Source organism: Ponticaulis sp. (genome assembly GCF_029210165.1).
GTDB lineage: Bacteria > Pseudomonadota > Alphaproteobacteria > Caulobacterales > Hyphomonadaceae > Ponticaulis.
In genome coordinates, this window is record NZ_JARGNT010000001.1 from 2,447,520 (window position 1) to 2,469,004 (window position 21,485).

The following is a 21,485-nucleotide window of genomic DNA, read 5'->3' on the forward strand; positions in this document are numbered from 1 at the left end:
AATGTGCTTGTAGAAGCAGCTACTAAGCTGTGCTTAAAAACACACGTTATTGATTCAGATATCTGAGACCAAGAATGACCGATCGTACGAGCTACATTATTGAAGGTGATACCGGTGACTGGGAAGTCGTGATCGGCATGGAAGTTCACGCGCAGGTCGCGACGAATTCCAAGCTGTTTTCCGGCGCGCCAACGAAATTCGGTGCAGACCCGAACTGCAATGTCAGCCTCGTCGACGCCGCCATGCCTGGCATGCTGCCGGTCATCAACCGCGGCTGCGTTGAGCAGGCGGTTCGTACGGGTCTTGGTCTGAATGCGAAGATCAATCTTTGGTCCCGCTTTGACCGTAAGAACTATTTCTATCCGGACCTTCCGCAGGGCTATCAGATTTCCCAGTTCCAATACCCGATCGTGGGTGAGGGCGAGATCGAAGTTGAAGCCGAAGACGGCTATTCCTTCGTTGTTGGCATTGAGCGTCTGCACCTCGAGCAGGACGCGGGTAAGTCCATCCACGATCTGGACCCGAACGCGACTTATGTTGACCTGAACCGGTCTGGCGTCGCGCTCATGGAGATCGTTTCCAAGCCGGACATCCGCTCACCGGGTGAGGCTGCTGCTTACCTTAAAAAGCTTCGTGCCATCGTTGTTGCGCTGGGTTCCAGCGACGGCGACATGGAGAAGGGTAACCTTCGTGCAGACGTAAACGTGTCTGTCTGTAAGGTCGGAAACTATGCGAAGTTCAAGGAAACCGGTGATTTTGGTTTCCTCGGCACACGTCGTGAAATCAAGAACATGAACTCTTTCCGCTTCATTCAGCAGGCGATTGAGTTCGAAGCGCGTGATCAGGTCGAAAAGATCGAGCGCGGCGGTAAGGTTGATCAGGAAACAATTCTGTTCGACACGACGACAGGCGAAACACGGTCCATGCGCTCTAAGGAAGATGCGCACGATTATCGCTATTTCCCTGATCCGGATCTGCTTCCGCTGGAAATCGATCAGGCATGGGTGGAAGAGATCCGCGCTACGCTGCCGGAGCTGCCAGACCAGAAGAAGCAACGCTTCATGGATGACTACGGTCTGAAAGCCTATGACGCTGCTGTTCTTGCTGCTGATTATGACAAGGCGGACTATTTCGAAGCGGTTGCCAAAGGCCGTGACGGTAAAATGGCCGTGAACTGGGTCGCGAACGAACTGTTCGGTCGTCTCAACAAGGAAGACCTGACAATCGCTGAAAGCCCGGTCAGCGCAGAACACCTGGGTGAGCTGCTTGACCTGATCAAGTCAGGCGAGATTTCCGGCAAGATTGCCAAGACTGTCTTCGAGAAAGTCTGGGACGGTGAGGGCGCACCAGCTGCCATCGTTGAGAAAGAAGGCCTGAAGCAGGTTTCTGATACCGGCGCGATTGAGAAAATCGTGGACGATATCATCGCAGCTAATCCGGCTCAGGTTGAGCAGGTTCAGGCTCAGAAAGCTGAAGGTCATGCTAAGCCGAAGGCGCTCGGCTGGTTTGTTGGTCAGGTTATGAAGGCTAGCCAGGGTAAGGCTAACCCTCAGGCGGTAAACGAGATTCTGAAGGCCAAACTCGACCTTTAATCTTTTTCCTGACTGGTTGTGATCATTCTGATCTGTGATCGGCGCTCTTCGGCTTCGTCGAAGGGCCCGAGCAACGCAGTCACATAATTCTGCGAATATAGTGGGCGACGTGGAACCTCGGGGATCCACTCGTCCAGATGTTCTTCCTCAGACTCCCTGTTTGAAATAACGAGCCGCGGAAAAGCGTTTTCCATGTCTGAACTCCACACCTGATGTTTCAGCCTTCATGTTAACTTCTCGCCGCTAACGTGGTGTGGAGCCGTCGGCTCGAGTTTGAGTTTTCCTGTCAGAGTTTCGTTAGGGTTAACGCTTCCTTTCTAAGGGCGGCGCTGACCTATCAATGCGTTTCGAATAGAAAAACTAAAGCAAGGCTTATGAATTGAGGCGTTCATCTCCGAGGGGTTCGTCGACATATTGCACCTGTAAGCAACACTGACGGGGGTACGGCAGGCGCCGTGCGCTCTGAAGACGAAAGTAGTGACGACGCCATGGTGCAGGAAAAAATCAGCGCAGCCCTTAACGGTGAAAGCACAAAAGAACGTGTAGCGAGCCTTAACGCTCGCTGGCGGACAATTCAGGCCGAGCGCGTTCTGCGCCTTGCGCTTCTGGAAGAGTTTCCAGGGCGTATTGCAGTCAGCTCCTCATTCGGTACGGAATCTGCCGTTTTGCTGCACCTTGTGTCCCGCGTTTACAAAGCGGCGCCGGTACTGTTCCTCGACACGGGCATGCACTTCCCTGAAACGATTGCCTATCGCGACGAGCTGATCGAGCGTCTGGGACTGCGCGATGTGCGCATCGTTCGCCCGCGCGCCGAAGAAGTCGCCTCTGAAGATCCGTCCAAGACGCTTCATATCGAGGATTTCGACGCATGCTGTGCCCTTCGTAAAGTGCGCCCGCTCGAAGTCGCTATGGATGACTTCGACGCGTGGATTACAGGTCGTAAGCGCTATCAGAATACCGATCGCGAAGACCTGCCGATCTTCGAACTGGACACAACGGGTAAGGTGAAGGTCAATCCGCTTGCGAACTGGTCGCCAACCGACCTGCAGACTTATTTCCGCGAACATGACCTGCCACGCCATCCGCTGGAAGCGCAGGGCTATAAATCCATCGGCTGCTCGACGTGCACCACTCCTGTGGCAGAGGGTGAGGACCCGCGTGCAGGGCGTTGGAGAGAAAGCGAAAAAACTGAATGCGGTATCCACATCACCGCTGATGGTAAAGTTGTTCGTACGCGATTGATTGATACGACCGAGCGCGCGTAATCGCTTCGTCCATCCGCTGAATTCTTTACTGGGCATACCTTTCATTCATGCGCTAAAGACCTACCTGCTGAGTCGGAAGCACTATGATTTGAAAGGTATGTGATGCGTTTATCGGTTTTTGCGGCAACTCTCGCTCTTATGGCAACGCCAGCTATGGCGCAGGAAGAAGGCTGGAGCGGAGAAGGGTCTTTCAGCGCATCGACCTCTTCCGGTAACACAGACACGACACAGCTCGGTCTGGGCGTGGATATGGAATACACCCAAGGACGTTGGTCTCAAGGCATCGTGGCATCCGCTGACTATGGCGAGACTGATGGTCTGGAGACCCAGAACCGTTTTCAAATTGCTGGTAATGTCGACGTGCAGATGACAGATCGGATGTTCGGCTTCGCGCAGGGGCAGTACGAATCGGATGAGTTCTCTGCGTATGATAGCCGTCTGTTCGTCGGTGGTGGCCTCGGCTATGATATTTTCGACAGCGAAGACCTGACATGGTCCGTGCGCAGTGGCCCGGGCTTCAAAGTGGATGAGATCCGCGAAGTGTCCTCCGGCGGCGTTGTTACAACAGCTGGCGAAACACGCGAGTCCGTTTCCTTCCTCGCAAACTCTACGCTGAGCTATAGCTTCAATGAGAATGTGAGCTTTTCTAACACAACAAGCGCGATTGCGTCTGAAGATACCACACAGATGCAGAACGTCGCGGCGCTTACTGCAGGGCTGACGGATGCACTATCTGCCCGTGTCTCTTTTGATGTGCGTCACGACACGGACCCGCGTCCAGGTTTTGAATCTACAGACACAACGACCAAAGTGTCTCTGGTCTATAATTTCGGCGGCTAGATCGCGCTGATAATCAAGCAAAAAAAAGAGGGCTCCAGGGAGCCCTCTTTCGTTTTTTAGAGTGTCGGATTGACCAGATATTTCTCACCGGTCGCCTTGGCGTTGTACGCCCGGGCAACATCCGGGTTGAGAAGGTCCTTCATAGAGATTTCGTCGCTATAATGGCTCGCAAACGTTGTCTGAAGGCCTGCAATGACGCGCTGACGCATGCGTTCGCGTGCTTCTGCGCCAACCTTTTGCAGGAATGGTGTGAGAAGATAACCGCCAACGCCCCATGCCATGCCGACGCTTGCAGGCAGAACAGTCTGGCTTACGTCGAGGCGGCCATAGATGTAAACCTGCTTATGGGTCGCTGAACCGTAGCGGCTGTATTCTTTAGCCGTCCGGTTGATTGCAGCTTCCATCGCGATGAGGATCTGGCCTGCGAGTGAGCCGCCACCAATCGCGTCAAAGCCGAGTGTCGCGCCTGTAGCAGCGAGCGCATCGATCAGGTCTTCCATGAAAGTTTCTGAAGACGAGTTCACGATGTACTTCGCGCCGATCTTGCGAAGGATTTCAGCCTGTTCTTCCTTGCGGACGATGTTCACGACATCGACGCCGTCTTCGATACAGATCTTGTTGAGCATCTGGCCGAGGTTGGATGCCGCAGCAGTATGAACGAGCGCCTTATGGCCTTCCATACGCATGGTCTCAGGGAAGGAGAGGGCGGTCAGCGGGTTCACGAAGCACGATGCGCCGTCACGTGCAGATGTACCGTCTGGCAGCAGCAGGCACTGTGAGACGTGGAGCTTGCGGTATTGCGAGTACATTTCGCCGCCAAGGCACGCGACAGTCTTACCAAGAAGCGCTTGTGCAGCAGGTGAGTCGCCAGCAGCGATAACGACGCCAGCGCCTTCGTTGCCGACAGGCAGGGACTCGTCCATGCGGGCGCCCATGGCGCGCATGCCAGCAGGGGAAATGTCTGCGATCAGGGTTGGGTTGTCCGCTGTGCCGCCTGCGCGTGCTGTAGACAAGTCTGCAGGGCCGATCAGCAGGCCGAGGTCTGACGGATTTACCGGAGCGGCTTCTACGCGAACGACAACTTCATCCGAGCCTGGTGCTGCGACTTCGACTTCTGCAAGTGAGAGTTCGAGTACGCCTTCAGGTTTGATGTGTGTGCGGACCTGAAGACCGGTGCCAGGTAGGTTTGTCATGAATTTCTCCCAAGACTTCATTTGAATAAATTATGAAGTCTTGGGTACAGTCATATTTCGGGTGCGTCACCCTTAATCAAATAACTGTGAGAAATAAAACGCGTTTAGGTTATTCGCTTTCTGCAGAAGGCGCTGCGCCAAGCGCGCGGTAAAGCGCGATGGCATTTAACGCACGATCCCGACGCGCCAGAATGAGCTGCTGACGGGCTGAATAATCCTCACGCTGTGCATCGAGTACCGACAGATAGTCGTCTACGCCAACGCGGAACCGCTCTTGCGATAGATTGAGCGTCACGTCAGCGGCTTCTGAGAGGCGTTCGAGTGCGTTGAGTCGGGTATCGATCGTCTCGGTAATGGCAAGCGCATCAGCTGTCTCTCTGAACGCTGTCTGGATGGCGAGCTGGTAACGGGCGACGGCCTGTTCCTGTTGTGCTTCAGTCACGGCAATCCGGTTCTGACGGGCGCCATAGTCAAAGATTGGCAGGTCAAGTGACGGGCCGAAGGTCCAGCCGGCTACATCATTTGAGAAGAAGTTCTCAAGGTCGCTGCTCGAATATCCAACGCGGCCGGAAAGGCTGATTGAAGGGAAAAGCGCGGCGCGCGCCGAGCCGATATTGGCATTTGCTGCTACGAGGTTTCGTTCGGCTGCCATGACATCAGGGCGGTTTAGCAGCACCTCTGACGAAATGTTACCCGGCACAAGAAGCTCGACAGGTGATGGTGTCAGGGCAGCGGAGCCTTCGATGTATGATGGAAGCTCTGTCCCGACGACGAGGCGCAGCGCGTTCAGGTCCTGTCTGATCTGGGCTTCGAACTGAGCGGCCTGCGCGCGGGCATTTTCCACGCTGGCGGATGCGCGGCGTGTATCAAGTTCCGTCGCGACGCCTGCGCTTAGTAGTTCCTGCGTGAGCGACAGAGAGTCAGACTGGATATCGACCGTGTCTTCGGCAAGCGCGAGCAGCTCGCGATCCGTTGCGAGGCGTACCCAGAGTTCGGCTACCGATGCGATCAGCGCGATACGTGCTGCACGTTCGCCTTCGACGGTAGCCAGATAGCTCTGGAATGCCGCTTCATTCTGATTTCGTACCCGGCTGAAGAAATCGAGCTCAAACCCGGTGACGCCAAGCTGGAATAGTGCGGAATCGCGGAAGGCCGACGTGTTCGCGCCTGAGCCGTCGAAGCGACTGCCCTCGGTCAGGTTTCCGCTGATCGACGCATTCGGCAGGAGAGATGATTGCGCGATATTGTACTGTGCACGCGCGATCTCGATGTTTGAGGCCGTAATACGAAGGTCGCGGTTCTCTTCCAGAGCGATCCCGATCAGGTCACGCAGATTCTCGGATAGAAAAACCTGGTCCCACGCAAGTGGAGAATCGATGGCGATCCCTGTTGGTGCGCTCGGAATCTCCACTGGGATGGTTGTTTCCGGTTGCTGGTACAGCGGAGCCAGATTTGCGCAGCCGGTAACCGAGAGGCTGCCGGCCAGAAGTGCAATTTTCAGATGACGCGAAGCCATTACGCAGCCTCCTCAGACTGTGGACCTTTATAGAGTGGCTTTGCACCCGTCACTTTACGTACAATCACGTAGAAGAGCGGCGCAAATACCAGACCGAAAAGAGTCGCGAAGATAATACCGCCCAGAACGGTCGTACCAATAGCGATGCGTGCGCCAGCGCCAGCACCCGAGCTGAGCACGAGCGGCAAGACACCGAAGCCGAACGCGAAGGATGTCATCAGGATCGGACGGAAACGCATTTTCACCGCCTCCATCGTCGCTGCGACGAGCTCCTTGCCTTCCTCTTCGAGCGCTTTGGCGAACTCGACGATCAGGATAGCGTTTTTAGACGCCAGTCCGACCGTTGTCAGAAGACCGACCTGGAAGAACACATCGTTTGCAAGGCCTCCGAAGTGGGCGGCCAGCACTGCACCGCCTACACCGAGTGGTGCCACGAGAAGAACGGCAACAGGAACAACCCAGCTTTCGTACAGCGCTGCGAGGCAAAGGAATACGAACAGGATTGAGACGATGTAGAGCATCAGGGCCTGATTGCCTGACTCACGTTCCTGTTCACTCAAACCTGCCCACTGAAAGCTGATGCCCTCCGGAAGCTGGCTGATCAGTTGTTCTACACGGTCCATTGCGTCGCCGGAGCTAACCCCGGCGGCCGGAGCGCCCTGAATATTAAGGGCAGGCATACCATTATAGCGCGTCAGTTGTGGCGGGCCGTACGCCCATGAGGACGTCGCGATCTCGTCCAGAGGGATCATCTGGCCCTGGTTGTTACGAAGCTGCCAGTCGCCAATATCTTCCGGCTGCATGCGGTAAGGTGCATCGCCCTGAACATAGACGCGTTTGATACGCTCGCGATCGATGAAGTCGTTCACATAACGACCACCAAATGCCACGGACATCAGGTTTGTAACATCCGACAGTGAAATGCCGAGCGCTTGTGCCTTTTGATAGTCAATGTCGACATTCAGTTCTGGCATGTCAGCCTGACCGTTCGGACGGACGCTGGTTAGCAGCGGATCCTGATTGGCCATGCCGAGCAGCATGTTCTGTGCTTCGACGAGCGTATCGTGACCTACGCCGCCAACATCCTGAATATACAGGTTGAAGCCGCTGGATGTACCGAAGGCGCGGATCGGCGGCGGTGCGACGGCGAATGCACGGGCTTCGTTCAGGCCGAACAGATAGCCGCTGGCACGCTGTGTGAGCGCGAATACGGATTGGTCTTCCTGCTTCCGCTCGTCCCATGGTTGGAGAGAGGCGAAAATAACACCAAGGTTCTGACCTGCGCCCATGGCAGGGTTGAAACCAGCAAGTGCGAACGCGCCATCGATAAGTTCTTCCTCGGTTTCGGCGTAGTGATCATAAATGTTGTTCACGACATCGAAGGTCCGCTCAACACTGGCGCCTTGAGGCAGTGTCACGAAGGTGAGGAACTGGCCCTGATCTTCTTCGGGTACGAAGGAGGTCGGCAGGCGGGTGAAGCCAGCGCCAACAATGCCCACAATGATGAGGAAGACGCCGAAGAAGATGATCTTGCGACGAATCATCCGGCTAACAGCGCCCTCGAAAACGCTTCGAAGACGATCAAAGCCGTTATTGAATATCCGGGCCGGTGCGCCGAGAATGCCGCCTTTGTCTGCGCCTTTTGGCTTCAGAATTGTGGCGCAGAGCGCTGGCGACAGAATCAGAGCAACAAGAACTGACAGAGCCATCGCCGCCACGATCGTGACGGAGAACTGGCGGTAGATGACGCCCGCAGCACCCGGGAAAAACGCCATAGGGACGAACACCGCAGAGAGCACAACGGCGATACCGATCAGGGCGCCCGTGATCTGGTCCATCGACTTTCTCGTCGCCTCCAGTGGCGAGAGTTTGTCGTCATGCATCACCCTCTCGACGTTCTCAACGACAACGATCGCATCGTCCACGAGCAAGCCGATCGCGAGTACCATAGCGAACATGGTCAGCACGTTGATCGAGAAACCGAGCACATAGAGCACAGCGAACGTGCCGAGTAGAACGACAGGGACGGCAATCATCGGTACAAAGCTTGCGCGCAGGCTTTGCAGGAAGATGAGGATCACGAAGAAGACGAGGAAAACTGCTTCGATAAGTGTCTTCTGAACCTCGTGAATAGAGGTCTCGATGAATGGAGATGTATCTACCGCGAATGCGTAATCCACGCCTTCAGGGAAGGCGCGAGACAGGCGTTCCACTTCCGCTTTCACCGCGTCCACAGTATCGAGTGCATTGGCGCCGGTCGCGACAGTGACCGCAAAGCCGGACGCAGGCTGACCATTGTATCGGGAGACGGCGTCATAGGTCTCGGCGCCGAGCTCGACGCGTGCAACGTCGCCCAACCGAACGGAGCGGCCTTCAGCCGTTGTAAGGATCAGAAGGTCTTCAAACTCATCCGTGGTTGTCAGCAGGGATTGCAGCGTAATGGTAGCCGTAATTTCCTGTCCGGGCTCGGCCGGCATTGCGCCCACGGAACCGGATGAGACCTGAGCGTTCTGCGCCTGAATTGCGTTTGTGATATCGCTTGGCATCAGCTGGTATTGAGCAAGGCTCAGCGGGTCGAGCCAGATGCGCATGGCGTACTGGGAACCGAAGACACGGACATTGCCGACGCCATCTACGCGGCCAATTGCGTCGTACATATTGGCGTAGATGAAGTCGCCAAGGTCGTCGCGGTTGTAATCACCCGTGGAAGAGTAAATCGCGGTAATCAGTGCGAAGCCGTCGGATGCTTTGTTCACGCTGACGCCCTGTCGCTGTACCGGCTGCGGAAGCAATGGCGTGGCGAGGGAAAGTTTGTTCTGGACCTGAACCTGCGCAATGTCAGGGTCGGTACCAGTTTCAAAGGTCAGCGTGATTGAACTCGCACCAGAGGAACTGGACGAGGACGTGATGTTCTCCAGTCCATCCAGACCGGTCATTCGCTGCTCGATGACCTGCGTAACAGAGTCCTCAACAGCCTCGGCCGATGCGCCAGGATAGAATGCGGTAATGTTGATCGTGGTAGGCGCAATATCCGGATACTGCGCCACCGGAAGCATGCGCAGCGAAAAGACGCCTGCGAGCATGATCAGGATTGATATCACCCACGCGAATACGGGGCGATCAATGAAGAAACGAGCCATTGAGATCTTCCCCTTTTACTGCGCGCCGGCCGGTTGTGCGGTTGGCTCGCCATTGCGCGAAGTGACGCGAACCGGTGCGCCATTGCGAACGGACTGAAGTCCGCTGACAATGAGCTGGTCGCCATCCTCCAGACCTTCCGTCACGACCCAGTTCGAACCTTGAGATTCGAGGATGGAAACAGTGCGAGACTGAGCTGTATTGTTCTCGTCAACGACGTAAACGTAGCCATCGCCACGTGGTGTGCGCTGCAGAGCGCGCTGCGGAATTACAAAGACGCGGTCATATGACCCTGCAGAGAAGCTCGCAGTGACAAACATGCCAGGAAGCAGCAGGCCATCAGGGTTTGGGACGACCGCGCGTACGATAACGGTACCCGCCGCTTCATCAACGTTGACTTCGCTAAAGCCGAGCTGTCCGGTTTCAGGGAACTCCGAGCCGTTCTCCAGAATGATTGTCACAGGCACATTGCTGTTCTCAATATTGGAGATAGAGCCTGAAGCGACATCCTGTTTCCATCGGAGCAGTTCTGTACTTGCTGTGGTCAAGTCGACATAGATCGGATCAAGCTGGAGAACACGCGCAAGAGACGTGCTCTGGTTTGCTGTCACGAGCGCACCTTGCGTGACGTTTGAGCGACCGATCTGACCACTAATCGGGCTGCGAACAGTCGTGCGTTCAAGGTCAATCTGTGCCCGTGCAAGAGCTGCCTCGCGTATGCCGATGTCAGCTTCGGCCCGTTCCATATCTGCAACCGCGTTATCATAATCCTGACGACTGACCGCATTGATTTCCGCCAGACGTTCAAACCGTTCCGCAGTTTCGCGTGCAGCAGCAGCACTCGCTTCCGCACCTCGCAAAGCAGCTTGCGCGCTCCGGACTTCAGCGCGGTATTCAGCAGGGTCAATCTGGTAAAGCGCTTCGCCTTCTTCGACAGCCTGACCTTCGGTGAAGAGACGTCGCTGTATGAGGCCGGTCACTTGCGGACGTATTTCTGCCTCGGCAAAGGCTCGCGCGCGGCCTGTGAGCTCACGTACGCTTTGGACTTCTTCAGACCGTAGTTCAATCACGCCAACGGCGGCTGCCATTTGTTGAGCGGCGCCAGCGCTTTGAGCAGGTTCTGAGCCGTGGTCGCCACCACATGCGGAAAGGAAAAGCGCGGTTGAGACGAGGGCGATGCCAGCTGTGAATTGGCTACGCTTCGTAGCGGAGGCGTTTAATTGCATGCTTCAGCGACTTTCCGACTTACCCGTTGAGTTTTAGAATGATCGTTCTAATATTGTTCAGCCTATCCCAGCGTCAAGGGAATTTCCATAGGATCACAGAAAGTTTAGTGTAGTGAGCTACAATAATCCGATTTCGCGCAAATCGCTCAGGCAGAACCAGATTCTGGACGCTGCCGCACATTGTTTTGTTGAAAAGGGATTTCATGGCGCGGGCATGGCAGAAGTCGCGAAGCGATCAGGCATGAGCACAGGGCACATCTATCATTATTTTGCGAACAAACAGGCCATTATTCTGGCGATCGTGGAACGCGAAAGTGATGAAGCGATGGTTCGCATCGGACAACTGGAACGACTGCCGATAGATTCGTTCAAAGACCACTTTATCGATCATATTGTAGGCGCGATAACGCAGAAGATTTCTCCCTTCCAGACGAGCCTTGATGCTGAAATTGTCGCAGAGGGGCATCGGAACGAACAAGTGCGCAAGCGAATGCTCGATAACGATGAGCGCGTGCGGTCTAAACTGTGTGAGGTTCTGGAGCCGAAGTTACAGGTGAAAAACCTGGAACAACTGGTCGATTCGCTCATGACATTATTGCTGGGAATTACCAGCCGTTACTCTCGGAATCCGGAAAGGGTGACAGCGATCACCGAGACACTGCTTCGGACGACGCTGGCGTCTCTAATCGAAGAGTTTTCAGAGGCTGCATAGTGGTAATAAAAAAAAGCCCGGCGATCAAGCCGGGCTTTCCTTTAGGTCGAAGACACCACTCTAGCCGAGCATGCCGCGTTCTTTCATCCAGTCGACGATGATTTCAGCCGCTTCGTCAGCGCTTACTTTCGTTGTGTCGATCTCGATCTCTGGCTCTGTTGGCGGCTCGTAAGGGCTATCAATACCTGTGAAGTTCTTGATCTTGCCTTCGCGTGCACGCTTGTAGAGGCCCTTCACGTCACGCTCCTCAGCTACGTTGAGCGGCGTGTTGACGAACACTTCCACAAACTCGCCATCTTCCACCATGTTGCGGGCCATGCGGCGCTCGGAACGGAATGGAGAGATGAAGGACACAAGTGTGATCAGACCAGCGTCGACCATGAGCTTCGACACTTCGGAGACACGGCGGATGTTTTCCACACGGTCAGCGTCTGTGAAGCCAAGGTCACGGTTCAGGCCGTGACGCACATTGTCGCCATCGAGCAGGTAAGTGTGACGGTCGATCGAGTAGAGGCGCTTCTGAAGCGCGTTCGCGATGGTCGACTTACCGGAGCCGGACAGACCAGTGAACCACAGTACAGCTGGCTTCTGGTTTTTCTGAGCCGAGTGCGCCTCTTTGTTTACATCAACAGATTGCCAGTGGATGTTGCCTGCGCGACGAAGCGCAAAGTCAATCATGCCCATGCCAACAGTGTTGTTGTTCAGGCGGTCGATCAGAATGAAGCCGCCAGTTTCGCGGATTTCGTTATAAGGGTCGAACGGAATGGCCTGATCGAGCGACAGGGTACAAACGCCGACTTCATTGAGCGACAGATCACGGGCAGGGCGGTCCTGCAGGTCTGACATCTCAATGCGGTACTTAGTTTCGTTAACCTGTGCTGTGACCGTCTTGGAGCCGATCTTCATGAGGTAACGACGGCCCGGAAGCATTTTGTCGTCGGCCATCCAGAAGATGCGCGCCTGAAACTGGTCAGCAACCTGAGCCGGAGACTCCGCTGTACAAATCAGGTCGCCGCGGGACGTGTCGACTTCGTCTGCGAAACAGACAGTGACGGACTCGCCAGCCGTAGCTTCCTGAACGTCCTGATCGCCGGACAGAATGCGCGTAACCGTTGTTTCCTTCGCAGAAGGAAGCGTCTTCACACGGTCGCCAACTTTGACAGACCCGGACGGAATCTGACCTGAGAAACCACGAAAGTCGAGGTTCGGGCGGTTCACATACTGGACTGGTAGACGGAATGGTGCGTTGAGGCGGTCATCGTCGACGGGAACAGTCTCGAGGTATTCCATGAGAGACGGGCCATCATACCAAGGTGTCTGGTCAGATTTGGTCGTGATGTTTGTGCCTTCGAGCGCAGACATCGGAATCGCCTGGATTTCGATGCCGGTTGCCAGTTCTTCGGCAAACTCGATGAAATCGCTTTCAATGTCGTCGAAGACGGACTGCTCGTAGTTCTGCAGGTCCATCTTGTTGATGGCGAGAACCAGTTTGCGAATGCCAAGAGAAGACGCGATGAAGGCGTGACGGCGTGTCTGTTCGAGTACACCGCGGCGGGCGTCAATCAGCAGGATAGCAAGGTCCGCGGTAGATGCGCCTGTCGCCATATTACGTGTGTACTGAACGTGACCGGGTGTGTCTGCGACGATGAACTTGCGCTTGTCAGTCGAGAAGAAGCGGTACGCAACGTCGATCGTGATGCCTTGCTCGCGTTCGGCTGTGAGGCCGTCAACGAGAAGCGCGAAGTCGATGTTCTCGCCTTGTGTGCCAACGCGTTTGGAATCGGACTCAAGCGCGTCCAGCTGATCTTCGAAGATCATCTTTGAATCGTAGAGCATACGACCGATCAGAGTCGATTTGCCGTCGTCTACAGAGCCGCAGGTAATGAAGCGCAGAAGGGATTTGTTTTCGTGCGCTTCGAGGTAACCGCGAATGTCGGTTTCGAGGAGTGAATTCTGGTCGGACATCTTAGAAGTATCCTTCTTGTTTTTTCTTCTCCATCGAACCGGACTGGTCACGGTCGATTACACGGCCCTGACGTTCGGACGACTTGGTCAGGAGCATTTCCTGAATGATTTCTTCCAGAGTGTCAGCTTCACTTTCGACAGCGCCCGTCAGCGGGTAACAGCCGAGTGTACGGAAACGAACGGACTTTTCGACAGCTGTCTTGCGGAGCTCTTCAGGAACACGATCATCATCAACCATGATCTGTGTGCCTTCCCACTCAACGACCGGGCGTTTCGCAGAATAATAGAGCGGAACGATGTCGATACCCTCGCGGCGGATGTACTGCCAGATATCCAGCTCGGTCCAGTTCGACAGCGGGAACACGCGGATGCTCTCGCCCTGACGAATGCGGGTATTGTAGAGGTTCCAGAGTTCCGGACGCTGGTTCTTAGGATCCCAGCGGTGCTCGGCTGTACGGAAAGAACAGATACGTTCTTTCGCACGTGATTTTTCTTCATCGCGTCGTGCCCCACCGAATGCGATGTCAAATTTGTACTTGTCGAGCGCTTGTTTAAGCGCTGCGGTTTTCATCACGTCCGTGTGCAGAGCGGAGCCGTGCGAGAAGGGACCAATGCCTTCGTCAATGCCTTCCTGGTTGCTGTGAACCAGAAGTTCGAGGCCTGTTTCCGTCGCGCGACGGTCGCGGAACTCGATCATTTCCTTGAATTTCCACGTCGTATCGACGTGAAGCAGAGGAAATGGCGGTTTGCTCGGATAGAATGCCTTCATGGCAAGGTGCAGCATCACCGCGCTATCCTTGCCGACAGAATATAGCATCACCGGACGTTCAGCGTCGGCGACAACCTCGCGCATGATGTGCATGCTCTCCGCTTCGAGGCGGTCTAAGTGGGTTAAGTTCTTCAAAGTGCCCCCCATGGCGTACGCGTACTCATAAATTCAGTCTCTATCGGTCAGTTTTCGTAGGGACAAGTTTCCACTGACGAAAATAATTAGTTTGTGAGATGTGTCTGTCGTCTGTTCACCACTTGCACAGTGCGCGCGCGACTGCATTCAGTTTAGCGAAAGACTATTGTCAGCTTTCCTCTAGATTAGGTCATTCCTTTGTGCGTTGTCAGAGCATCGGCTCCAGACATCCGAGAATATGGTAGAATGAACTCGCTGGCGCGCGGTCGAGCAGGTTCTGCCCGTCTACGCTCAGCTGGTCTTTCCAGTAACCAGGCATTTCACCGTCAAATGTCATATAGTCGTCTGCAAGACGTTCGAACATGTGAAGGGCCAGATCTGTTCCCTCGGTGGTGTTATGCTGCAGTTTGAGCCGGATGTACTCCGTCTGCGGCCACAGCCGGCTGGTTGGTGCGTCCATCATCTTGCCGTTCGGCATGACGTGATCGACGACAAGACCGGTGAGCGGATTGATTCCGTAAGCGTCAGAGAAGGCTTCCATCGTCGCGGCTTCCTCAACGGCGTCGCCTGTCAGCGACTCATACAGCCTCAGAAGATAGGTCCACTCGATCAGGTGGCCAGGCTCGACAGCGCGTGAGAGCTCCGGCGCTGTAGACGGCAGCATGGAGAGATCGTTCTGGAAATATTCCCGCAACAGACCGCCGACACAGAAGTGCGTCCGGAACAGTCCGACAATCTCCTTAGCCATGTCGGCCATGAGATCGTGATTGTGCAGCTTCATCCACGCCATAGCGGCTTCCAGCAGGTGCATGTGCGGGTTGGCGCGTCGCAGGGCATCACCTTCCGGAAGAGCCTCTTTGAAGCCGTTTACCGGATGACGAAGTCTGGCGAACAGAAACTCCATCGTCTCAGTGGCAACTTTTAGCAGGTCTTTGTCGCCGGTCGCTTTGTAGGCCCATGCCAGGCTCATCAGAACGAAGGCGTGGTCATAACAGTCCGCCTGATCGTCGATGAAGTGTCCAGTCGGCGAAAGAATGTGCCCGAAGCCTCCGTCATCCCGGCGACCATGGCGAAGCATGAAGTCGAGCGGGACTTTAATCGCTTCCTCGGCTGGCTGGTAGCCGAGCATGGCTGCGTGTGAGAACACATAAGTCTGGCGAGCCTGAACGCGAAGGCGCTTCGGCATGTCTTTGAGCGGTTCGCCGGAGAAGTTCACCGCTTCGAATGCGCCGCCATTGTCCAGATCCAGACCGTTCTCTATCCAGAACGGCAGAGCCTTCCCAAACAGCCAGCTGCGAGCTCGTGACTTTTGTTGCGAGACATAGGCCGTGCTGCCCGGGCCATGGTGATCGGCTACTGCATGCCCCTGATCTTTTAGGTGCTTGTGGACCGCTTTGACCTTCTGAACCTGATCCTTCGGGCAGATCAGCATGGCGTCGACCGTATCGACGATGATCATGTTCTCAAGGCCGACGGCTGCGATCAGCTTGTCATGTGCGCGGATCAGGCTGTTGGCCGTGTCGATTGCGACGACATCACCTTCCAGAACGTTGCCGTTCGCGTCTGACGGCGCAATTTCGTGCGCGGCCGACCAGCTGCCCACATCATTCCATCCAAAATCAGCCGGCAGAACGCTGGCCTTGTCCGTGTGCTCCATGACAGCAAAATCGATGGAGTTTTTCGGAATGGCTTCGAACGTCTGTGGATCAAACGAAATGCGCGGAAGTCCGGCTGCATCTACGGCGACATCAGCTTCTGAGAATGCTTCAGCCGCTTTGCGGGAAATGATCTCGTCAAACTTTTCGAGTTCGGAGAGGAACACATCAGGCGTGAAAGCAAACATACCGGAATTCCAGAGATAATCACCGCTTTCCAGATACTGCTTTGCCGTGTCTTCGTCCGGCTTTTCTACAAATCGGGCAACCGGGTAGGAGGCCAGATCAGGTAGCTTGTCAGACGCGCGATTAATATAACCGAAGCCGGTCTCTGGTGCATTCGGCGTGATGCCAATGGTGGAGATGTAGCCGGCGAGGGCGGCTTCACCTGCCGAATCAAGCGCCTGATGGAAGCCTGGAATGTCTGAAATATGGTGATCTGCAGGAAGCAGCAGAACGACATATTGTTCGTCCGGATTTTCTTGCTGGATTTTACGTGCCCAGTGCGCGGCAATCGCTGCTGCTGCTGCTGTGTCGCGTCCCATCGGCTCAGCAATAACGGCAGAAAGCTCGGCGCCTTCATCTTCCATCTGGTGTTCAATCTCGGTCGCGTAGCTCTGACCACAAATCAGCACGGGCGAAATGCAGTTTTCCTGCGCCTGAAGTCGCAGCACCGTATTCGCCAGAAGCGATTTCTCGCCAACCAGGCTTTGAAGCTGCTTTGGCGCATAGGTGCGTGAAGTCGGCCATAGGCGCGTACCGGAGCCGCCGCACAGAATGGTCGGTATAATTTTCATTGAAGTCGTCCCCTAACTCAACATTGACGCTTCTTGCCATTGCTGCATCCGTTTTAACAGCCCTGACTGATATTGTTTTATGACTTTTTGTGTCTGCCTGTATTTCATTCAGAAAACCACAGCTTATCTGACAAAAAGGACGCTAGCTTACGCAAGGGGAAACAGCGCATGCGCGCGCAAATAAATTCCCTGCCAGACGTAGACGAAAAGATGAAACTGGGTTAGGCAGCATGCTTATCCCAAAAACGAGAAACTGAACTAATGTCGGAAAAGAAACCGCGCACAGGTCCGCTTACCTTCTTAAAGCAGGTTCGTGCAGAAGGTAACAAAATCACCTGGACGACCCGTCAGGAAACAATCGCAGCGACGATCATGGTTCTGGTCATGGTCGTGATCGCAGCGACATTTCTCTTTTTCGTAGATGTGATCTGGGGATTCCTTATCCCGATGATCACTGGCGCATCTAGCTAAGGAAGGCCCTGGCATGAGCCAGAAAAACGTAACAAAGCCTCGCTGGTACATTGTGCACGCATACTCGAACTTCGAGAAGAAGGTCGCCGCGTCCATTCTTGAGCAGGCGCGCATGAACGGTCACGATCACCTGATCGAGCAGATGGAAGTTCCGACTGAAGAAGTCGTTGAAGTCGTTCGCGGCCGCAAGCGCACACGTGAGCAGCGCTACTTCCCGGGCTATGTTCTGATGAAGGCCGTCCTCACTGACGACATCTACCACATGGTGAAGAACACGCCGAAGGTTACCGGCTTCCTCGGTGCTGACGGTGGTAAAAAGCCACTGCCGGTGTCCGAACGTGAAGTTCAGCGAATCCTTGGCGACGCAGAGGATGCTGCAGAGCGTCCACGTCCAACGATCAGCTTCGAAATTGGCGAGCAGGTTCGTGTGAACGATGGCCCGTTCCAGTCTTTCGAAGGGTCTGTCGAGGAAGTCGACGAAGAAAATGGCCGCCTGAAAGTTATGGTGTCCATCTTCGGTCGCGCGACCCCTGTCGACCTCGAATACGGTCAGGTCGATAAAGTCAGCTAGGCTGACAGACAATCCTGTTTTGAAGAACCCGGCCATCGCGCCGGGTTTTTTGTTTGGTGGTGTTGTGATTGTCGGCCCGGATTCGCCGCAAGCTTCAGGCGCGCATTATGCGCGGTCGGTGGCAGTCATTACGCATCTCCGGCGCTCATTTGTCTGGTGCATTCGCTACGCTTAATGCAACCTACCGCGGAACGGAGTTCCACTTACTATGGGCCATTCGAGCGTGAAGAGAGAATGGGGCGGCAGCGGGGGGGGGATTTTGATTGTTTTTCATTACACATTTCACAACGATCCGTTTGGCTACGGTGCGGTTTTAGAGGGGGCTCGTCTGCCATGGGACAAAATCGAAGATTGGCGAGAAGAGTTTGAAACGAAACTAATGGAAATGGACGTATTGGATGATCAAGAGAACGCCTCCTCAACCGACAAACTCCGTGATTTTGAATATTTGGGTGGCGGCGTATTGGCGGTCTCAGAGAATGCGTGGTCGTTGATTAAGAGAGTGGTAGCACCTCATTGTTGGGTATCTGAGGATTTGAAAGCCAAAGGAAAAAAGAAATTTCGCTGCATTTTTCCTTCGACTGCAGTGAATGTTTTCGATGAAAAGACGTCCGAATTCACAAGAAACGCGTGGGGAACGATCAACACGGTGAAGAAGTGGGTTTTTCTGAATAAGGTCGAAGACCTTCCTCCGATTTTTCGGGTTATGATGCCCGATGAAAACGGCCCTCGAATGTCTATCGATCTCTTTCTTTCCGAAGAGTTTGTGAACTTTTGTAAAGGGGCTGGATTGAAAGGCTTGGACCATCTCCAGCCAATTTAACAATCCGATGCTTAGCATCGGGTAGGGTGCATTCCGCGAAGCAATGCACCAGAAAGAACCGGCGCGCATGGGTTCAGGTTTCTGTGGCTACCTCATTGTCATCCCGGCCGCAGCGAAGCGAAGAGCCGGGACCCAGAACATCCCTCCAGTATCAGCTGGATCCCGGATATGTTTATTGTCAAAACTTCAAAACATTCCGGGATGACAGTACGCCCGGCGGTTAAACACCCGAAAACTAATCCAACCCCACCACACGCCACCCTAATCTTGGCGCATGACCCCCGCGCCATCATCTGCCTCTGAGTATACATCGCTGACTATTGGTCAGCTGATCGGGCTGAACCTTGCGCGGCTTTATGCCTGGTGCATGCGGCTTCAGGCGTACGGTGATACGTGCGCACCGCGTGACCTCGCGCGAATGGTGAATTCAACTGACGCGATGGTGCATGCCTATGTGCGTATGCTGGCCTCGAACCAGCTGGAACGGGCCGGTTTCACTTACGCAGCAAGTGCGATGCGTACGCCCGTCTGGCAACGGGCGGATAGTCTTGTTTGCTCTCGCGCACCTTCGGTGCGCATAGAGCGCGCTCAGGGCTGTGCTGTTTGCTCTCACGAAGCAGAATTTCACACAGAACCCGCTCAGGGCTGTGACCGCACGTCACTGGCTGAGCTGTTTGACCGGCTGCAGGCCGCTATCGAGAACTTTGAACGCGCCGAAACACTGGCGAGCCATCTGGCTCGTTTGATTGTCTTTGCGCTGGCGTATCTTGAGCCCGAAGTTCGAACGCCTCTCGTGTTCGGTGAGACCGTGGAACCTACATTTCCGTCTTGTCAGCACATCATGACATCTCAGGAGCCTTGGCCGCCGCCCGTCCTTATCCCGAAGCGCCAGTGCGCATCCGGGCCCCAGTAATTCTGCAACGCAATTCATTCGTGGGAAACACAAGCGGCGCGTAGGCGCAGGTGCGACAGCGTAAGCTGACACAGTACCGAGCAATCAAATACAAGAACGCGGCAGGGAATCCCTTGCGGCGATAGAGGTGTATGTACTTTTTTGCTCGCCTTCGCGGTTCGCCATGGGCTCACCCCGGCTGCGCCTTCGCGTTGCTCGTGGGACCAGTTTCTTCCCGTTGCGGGAATTCTCTCAACACCGCAGATACCCGCGTAGGCGGGTATCCAAGCTTAGACGTTCGATTGCAGCACGCGGTCAGATTTAAGCATGGGTTCCCGTCTTTACGGGAACCTGCGGGCTGCATGAAGAGCTTGGAATAGAGGGGAAGCAGCCCTGAGCGCGCTCTATGTGAGCGAAGCGATACGAGAGCAAACACACACGGACAGGGATCTGGTGCGACATGTATGGTCCAATTTTCCCGCCTTCACGGGAACCTGCGGACACATGGTTTGATTGCTCGTGTGCTCACAGACCGCGACTGCGGTCCGGGCGATAGCACGCCCCGCCGGAGACGCTGCGCGTCGTGAGGCATAAAGAAACTTGGCTTGCGTCTATACCAGCCTTCATGTATACGCGCGGCTTCGTGTGGGAGGTGGCCCGTAAGTCCATGGGTTGAACCCGACCACGCACCCGTAGCAGTGGCGAGCTGAAATACGCAGACCACACCTAATCATGTGAGGGATACATGGCTAAGAAACTTCTGGGGCAGCTAAAGCTCCAAATTCCGGCTGGTGCGGCTGCGCCGTCTCCGCCGGTCGGTCCTGCGCTCGGTCAGCGCGGCATCAACATCATGGAATTCTGTAAAGCGTTCAACGCTAAAACAGCTAGCATGGAAAAAGGCCTGCCGATTCCAGTCGTCATCGACTATTATCAGGACAAGTCTTTTACTTTTGTCACGAAAACTCCGCCTGCTTCAGTGCTGCTGCTTAAAGCTGCAAGCCTGAAAAAAGGTGCGAACAAGCCTGGTCACGAAACAGCTGGTACGGTCACAATGGCGCAATGCCGCGAGATCGCTGAAGCGAAAATGGCTGACCTCAACGCAAACGACCTGGACGCTGCCTCGCTTATCATTGCGGGTTCTGCGCGTTCTATGGGTCTGCAGGTTACGGAGTAAGACTGATGGCTGGTAAACGTATGGCTGCAGCTCTCCAGGCTGTAGATCGCAACTCTTCTTACAGTGTTTCTGACGCTGTTGAGCTCGTAAAATCCAACGCTAAAGCAAAGTTCGACGAGACAATCGATATCTCTGTGAACCTCGGCGTTGACCCGAAATATGCTGACCAGATGGTCCGCGGTGTATGTAACCTGCCGTCTGGCACGGGCCGTACAGTTCGCGTTGCTGTTTTTGCGCGTGACGCAAAAGCTGACGAAGCACGTGAAGCTGGCGCTGAGATCGTCGGTGCTGAAGACCTGATGGAAAAAGTTCAGGGCGGCTTCATGGACTTTGACCGTGTGATCGCGACACCTGACATGATGGCGATCGTTGGTCGTCTCGGTAAGGTTCTCGGCCCACGTGGTCTGATGCCTAACCCTAAAGTTGGTACAGTTACGCCGAACGTGGCGCAGGCTGTTAAAGACTCTATGGGTGGTGCTGTTGAGTTCCGCGTCGAGAAGGCTGGTATTGTCCACGCTGGTATCGGCAAAGCGAGCTTCTCTAACGATGATCTCGAGAAAAACGTAAACGCGTTCGTCTCTGCGCTTCTGAAGGCTAAGCCATCAGGTGCTAAAGGTACGTTCGTGAAGAAGATCACGCTGTCTTCTTCTATGGGCCCTGGTGTCCAGCTGAACGTGAACGAGACAATCGCTTCAGTTTCATAAGCTCTGGCGATAATCACAAGAATTCAGGCGCGAGTGTAAAGCTCGCG

Annotated in this window: 18 protein-coding genes; 10 read left to right on the top strand and 8 right to left on the bottom strand. The window is 54.9% G+C overall.

Annotated features, from left to right (window positions below):
* Nucleotides 1-74: 74 nt before the first annotated feature.
* Nucleotides 75-1,592 carry an Asp-tRNA(Asn)/Glu-tRNA(Gln) amidotransferase subunit GatB gene (gene gatB / locus P1U45_RS11895; RefSeq protein WP_301059261.1) on the top strand — a complete coding sequence of 506 codons (1,518 nt, stop codon included), beginning with the start codon at nt 75-77 and terminating at the stop codon, nt 1,590-1,592.
* Here gatB and P1U45_RS11900 read toward each other — a convergent pair.
* Nucleotides 1,589-1,786 carry a hypothetical protein gene (locus P1U45_RS11900; RefSeq protein ID WP_293617474.1) on the bottom strand — a complete coding sequence of 66 codons (198 nt, stop codon included), beginning with the start codon at nt 1,784-1,786 and terminating at the stop codon, nt 1,589-1,591. The two genes, gatB and P1U45_RS11900, sit on opposite strands and share 4 nt — an antisense overlap.
* Nucleotides 1,787-2,080: 294 nt before the next feature.
* Here P1U45_RS11900 and P1U45_RS11905 point away from each other — a divergent pair, with 294 nt between their 5' ends.
* Both P1U45_RS11905 and P1U45_RS11910 read left to right on the top strand, forming a co-directional pair.
* Nucleotides 2,081-2,857, top strand: a complete 777-nt coding sequence (locus tag P1U45_RS11905; RefSeq protein ID WP_301059262.1) for a phosphoadenylyl-sulfate reductase — start codon at nt 2,081-2,083, stop codon at nt 2,855-2,857.
* 102 nt (nt 2,858-2,959) lie between these two features.
* On the top strand, nt 2,960-3,697 hold the full coding sequence (locus P1U45_RS11910; protein WP_301059263.1) for a DUF481 domain-containing protein: 738 nt from the start codon (nt 2,960-2,962) through the stop codon (nt 3,695-3,697).
* Nucleotides 3,698-3,753: 56 nt separating this feature from the next.
* Here P1U45_RS11910 and P1U45_RS11915 read toward each other — a convergent pair whose 3' ends face one another.
* From P1U45_RS11915 to P1U45_RS11930, 4 genes are all read right to left on the bottom strand, one after another.
* Nucleotides 3,754-4,890, bottom strand: coding sequence for a zinc-binding dehydrogenase (locus P1U45_RS11915; RefSeq protein WP_293609445.1), 1,137 nt, complete (start codon nt 4,888-4,890; stop codon nt 3,754-3,756).
* Nucleotides 4,891-4,999: 109 nt separating this feature from the next.
* Nucleotides 5,000-6,406, bottom strand: a complete 1,407-nt coding sequence (locus tag P1U45_RS11920; protein WP_301059264.1) for a TolC family protein — start codon at nt 6,404-6,406, stop codon at nt 5,000-5,002.
* Complete coding sequence (locus P1U45_RS11925) at nt 6,406-9,546, bottom strand: efflux RND transporter permease subunit (protein ID WP_301059265.1); 3,141 nt, start codon at nt 9,544-9,546, stop codon at nt 6,406-6,408. Before P1U45_RS11925 ends, P1U45_RS11920 begins: the two co-directional genes overlap by 1 nt.
* Before the next feature lie 15 nt (nt 9,547-9,561).
* A complete protein-coding gene (locus tag P1U45_RS11930; RefSeq protein ID WP_301059266.1) occupies nt 9,562-10,770 on the bottom strand; it encodes an efflux RND transporter periplasmic adaptor subunit in 1,209 nt (402 codons plus the stop codon).
* Nucleotides 10,771-10,882: 112 nt separating this feature from the next.
* On the opposite strand from P1U45_RS11930, the gene P1U45_RS11935 reads away from it, so the two are divergent.
* Complete coding sequence (locus tag P1U45_RS11935) at nt 10,883-11,482, top strand: TetR/AcrR family transcriptional regulator (protein WP_301059267.1); 600 nt, start codon at nt 10,883-10,885, stop codon at nt 11,480-11,482.
* Nucleotides 11,483-11,542: 60 nt separating this feature from the next.
* Here the strand turns inward: P1U45_RS11935 and cysN are convergent, their stop codons facing one another.
* From cysN to P1U45_RS11950, 3 genes are all read right to left on the bottom strand, one after another.
* The gene (gene cysN / locus P1U45_RS11940) at nt 11,543-13,447 is read right to left on the bottom strand and encodes a sulfate adenylyltransferase subunit CysN (protein ID WP_301059268.1); all 1,905 of its coding nucleotides are present in this window, start codon (nt 13,445-13,447) and stop codon (nt 11,543-11,545) included.
* Nucleotide 13,448: 1 nt separating this feature from the next.
* Nucleotides 13,449-14,351, bottom strand: coding sequence for a sulfate adenylyltransferase subunit CysD (gene cysD, locus P1U45_RS11945; protein ID WP_301059269.1), 903 nt, complete (start codon nt 14,349-14,351; stop codon nt 13,449-13,451).
* Nucleotides 14,352-14,559: 208 nt separating this feature from the next.
* A complete protein-coding gene (locus tag P1U45_RS11950; RefSeq protein WP_301059270.1) occupies nt 14,560-16,803 on the bottom strand; it encodes a mannose-1-phosphate guanylyltransferase/mannose-6-phosphate isomerase in 2,244 nt (747 codons plus the stop codon).
* A 261-nt stretch (nt 16,804-17,064) separates the two neighbouring features.
* Here P1U45_RS11950 and secE point away from each other — a divergent pair, with 261 nt between their 5' ends.
* The 6 genes from secE (at nt 17,065) to rplA (ending at nt 21,438) form a co-directional block, all read left to right on the top strand.
* Nucleotides 17,065-17,274, top strand: coding sequence for a preprotein translocase subunit SecE (secE, locus tag P1U45_RS11955; RefSeq protein WP_293609453.1), 210 nt, complete (start codon nt 17,065-17,067; stop codon nt 17,272-17,274).
* 13 nt (nt 17,275-17,287) lie between these two features.
* Nucleotides 17,288-17,845: a transcription termination/antitermination protein NusG gene (nusG, locus tag P1U45_RS11960; protein WP_293609454.1), complete on the top strand. Its 558-nt coding sequence runs from the start codon at nt 17,288-17,290 to the stop codon at nt 17,843-17,845.
* 208 nt (nt 17,846-18,053) lie between these two features.
* Nucleotides 18,054-18,668, top strand: coding sequence for a hypothetical protein (locus P1U45_RS11965; RefSeq protein WP_301059271.1), 615 nt, complete (start codon nt 18,054-18,056; stop codon nt 18,666-18,668).
* Nucleotides 18,669-18,942: 274 nt separating this feature from the next.
* Nucleotides 18,943-19,581, top strand: coding sequence for a hypothetical protein (locus P1U45_RS11970; RefSeq protein ID WP_301059272.1), 639 nt, complete (start codon nt 18,943-18,945; stop codon nt 19,579-19,581).
* A gap of 724 nt (nt 19,582-20,305) precedes the next feature.
* Entirely contained in the window at nt 20,306-20,734 is a 429-nt protein-coding gene (gene rplK / locus P1U45_RS11975) for a 50S ribosomal protein L11 (protein WP_022695269.1), read from the top strand.
* A gap of 5 nt (nt 20,735-20,739) precedes the next feature.
* Complete coding sequence (rplA, locus tag P1U45_RS11980; protein WP_293609457.1) at nt 20,740-21,438, top strand: 50S ribosomal protein L1; 699 nt, start codon at nt 20,740-20,742, stop codon at nt 21,436-21,438.
* Nucleotides 21,439-21,485: the final 47 nt, after the last annotated feature.

What these genes read in the sequence shown, in the direction of transcription:
- gatB (WP_301059261.1), top strand. Translation starts at nt 75, where the DNA reads ATGACCGATCGTACGAGCTACATTATTGAAGGTGATACCGGTGACTGG.
- P1U45_RS11900 (WP_293617474.1), bottom strand. Translation starts at nt 1,786, where the DNA reads ATGGAAAACGCTTTTCCGCGGCTCGTTATTTCAAACAGGGAGTCTGAG.
- P1U45_RS11905 (WP_301059262.1), top strand. Translation starts at nt 2,081, where the DNA reads ATGGTGCAGGAAAAAATCAGCGCAGCCCTTAACGGTGAAAGCACAAAA.
- P1U45_RS11910 (WP_301059263.1), top strand. Translation starts at nt 2,960, where the DNA reads ATGCGTTTATCGGTTTTTGCGGCAACTCTCGCTCTTATGGCAACGCCA.
- P1U45_RS11915 (WP_293609445.1), bottom strand. Translation starts at nt 4,890, where the DNA reads ATGACAAACCTACCTGGCACCGGTCTTCAGGTCCGCACACACATCAAA.
- P1U45_RS11920 (WP_301059264.1), bottom strand. Translation starts at nt 6,406, where the DNA reads ATGGCTTCGCGTCATCTGAAAATTGCACTTCTGGCCGGCAGCCTCTCG.
- P1U45_RS11925 (WP_301059265.1), bottom strand. Translation starts at nt 9,546, where the DNA reads ATGGCTCGTTTCTTCATTGATCGCCCCGTATTCGCGTGGGTGATATCA.
- P1U45_RS11930 (WP_301059266.1), bottom strand. Translation starts at nt 10,770, where the DNA reads ATGCAATTAAACGCCTCCGCTACGAAGCGTAGCCAATTCACAGCTGGC.
- cysN (WP_301059268.1), bottom strand. Translation starts at nt 13,447, where the DNA reads ATGTCCGACCAGAATTCACTCCTCGAAACCGACATTCGCGGTTACCTC.
- P1U45_RS11950 (WP_301059270.1), bottom strand. Translation starts at nt 16,803, where the DNA reads ATGAAAATTATACCGACCATTCTGTGCGGCGGCTCCGGTACGCGCCTA.
- secE (WP_293609453.1), top strand. Translation starts at nt 17,065, where the DNA reads ATGTCGGAAAAGAAACCGCGCACAGGTCCGCTTACCTTCTTAAAGCAG.
- nusG (WP_293609454.1), top strand. Translation starts at nt 17,288, where the DNA reads ATGAGCCAGAAAAACGTAACAAAGCCTCGCTGGTACATTGTGCACGCA.
- P1U45_RS11965 (WP_301059271.1), top strand. Translation starts at nt 18,054, where the DNA reads ATGGGCCATTCGAGCGTGAAGAGAGAATGGGGCGGCAGCGGGGGGGGG.
- P1U45_RS11970 (WP_301059272.1), top strand. Translation starts at nt 18,943, where the DNA reads ATGACCCCCGCGCCATCATCTGCCTCTGAGTATACATCGCTGACTATT.
- rplK (WP_022695269.1), top strand. Translation starts at nt 20,306, where the DNA reads ATGGCTAAGAAACTTCTGGGGCAGCTAAAGCTCCAAATTCCGGCTGGT.
- rplA (WP_293609457.1), top strand. Translation starts at nt 20,740, where the DNA reads ATGGCTGGTAAACGTATGGCTGCAGCTCTCCAGGCTGTAGATCGCAAC.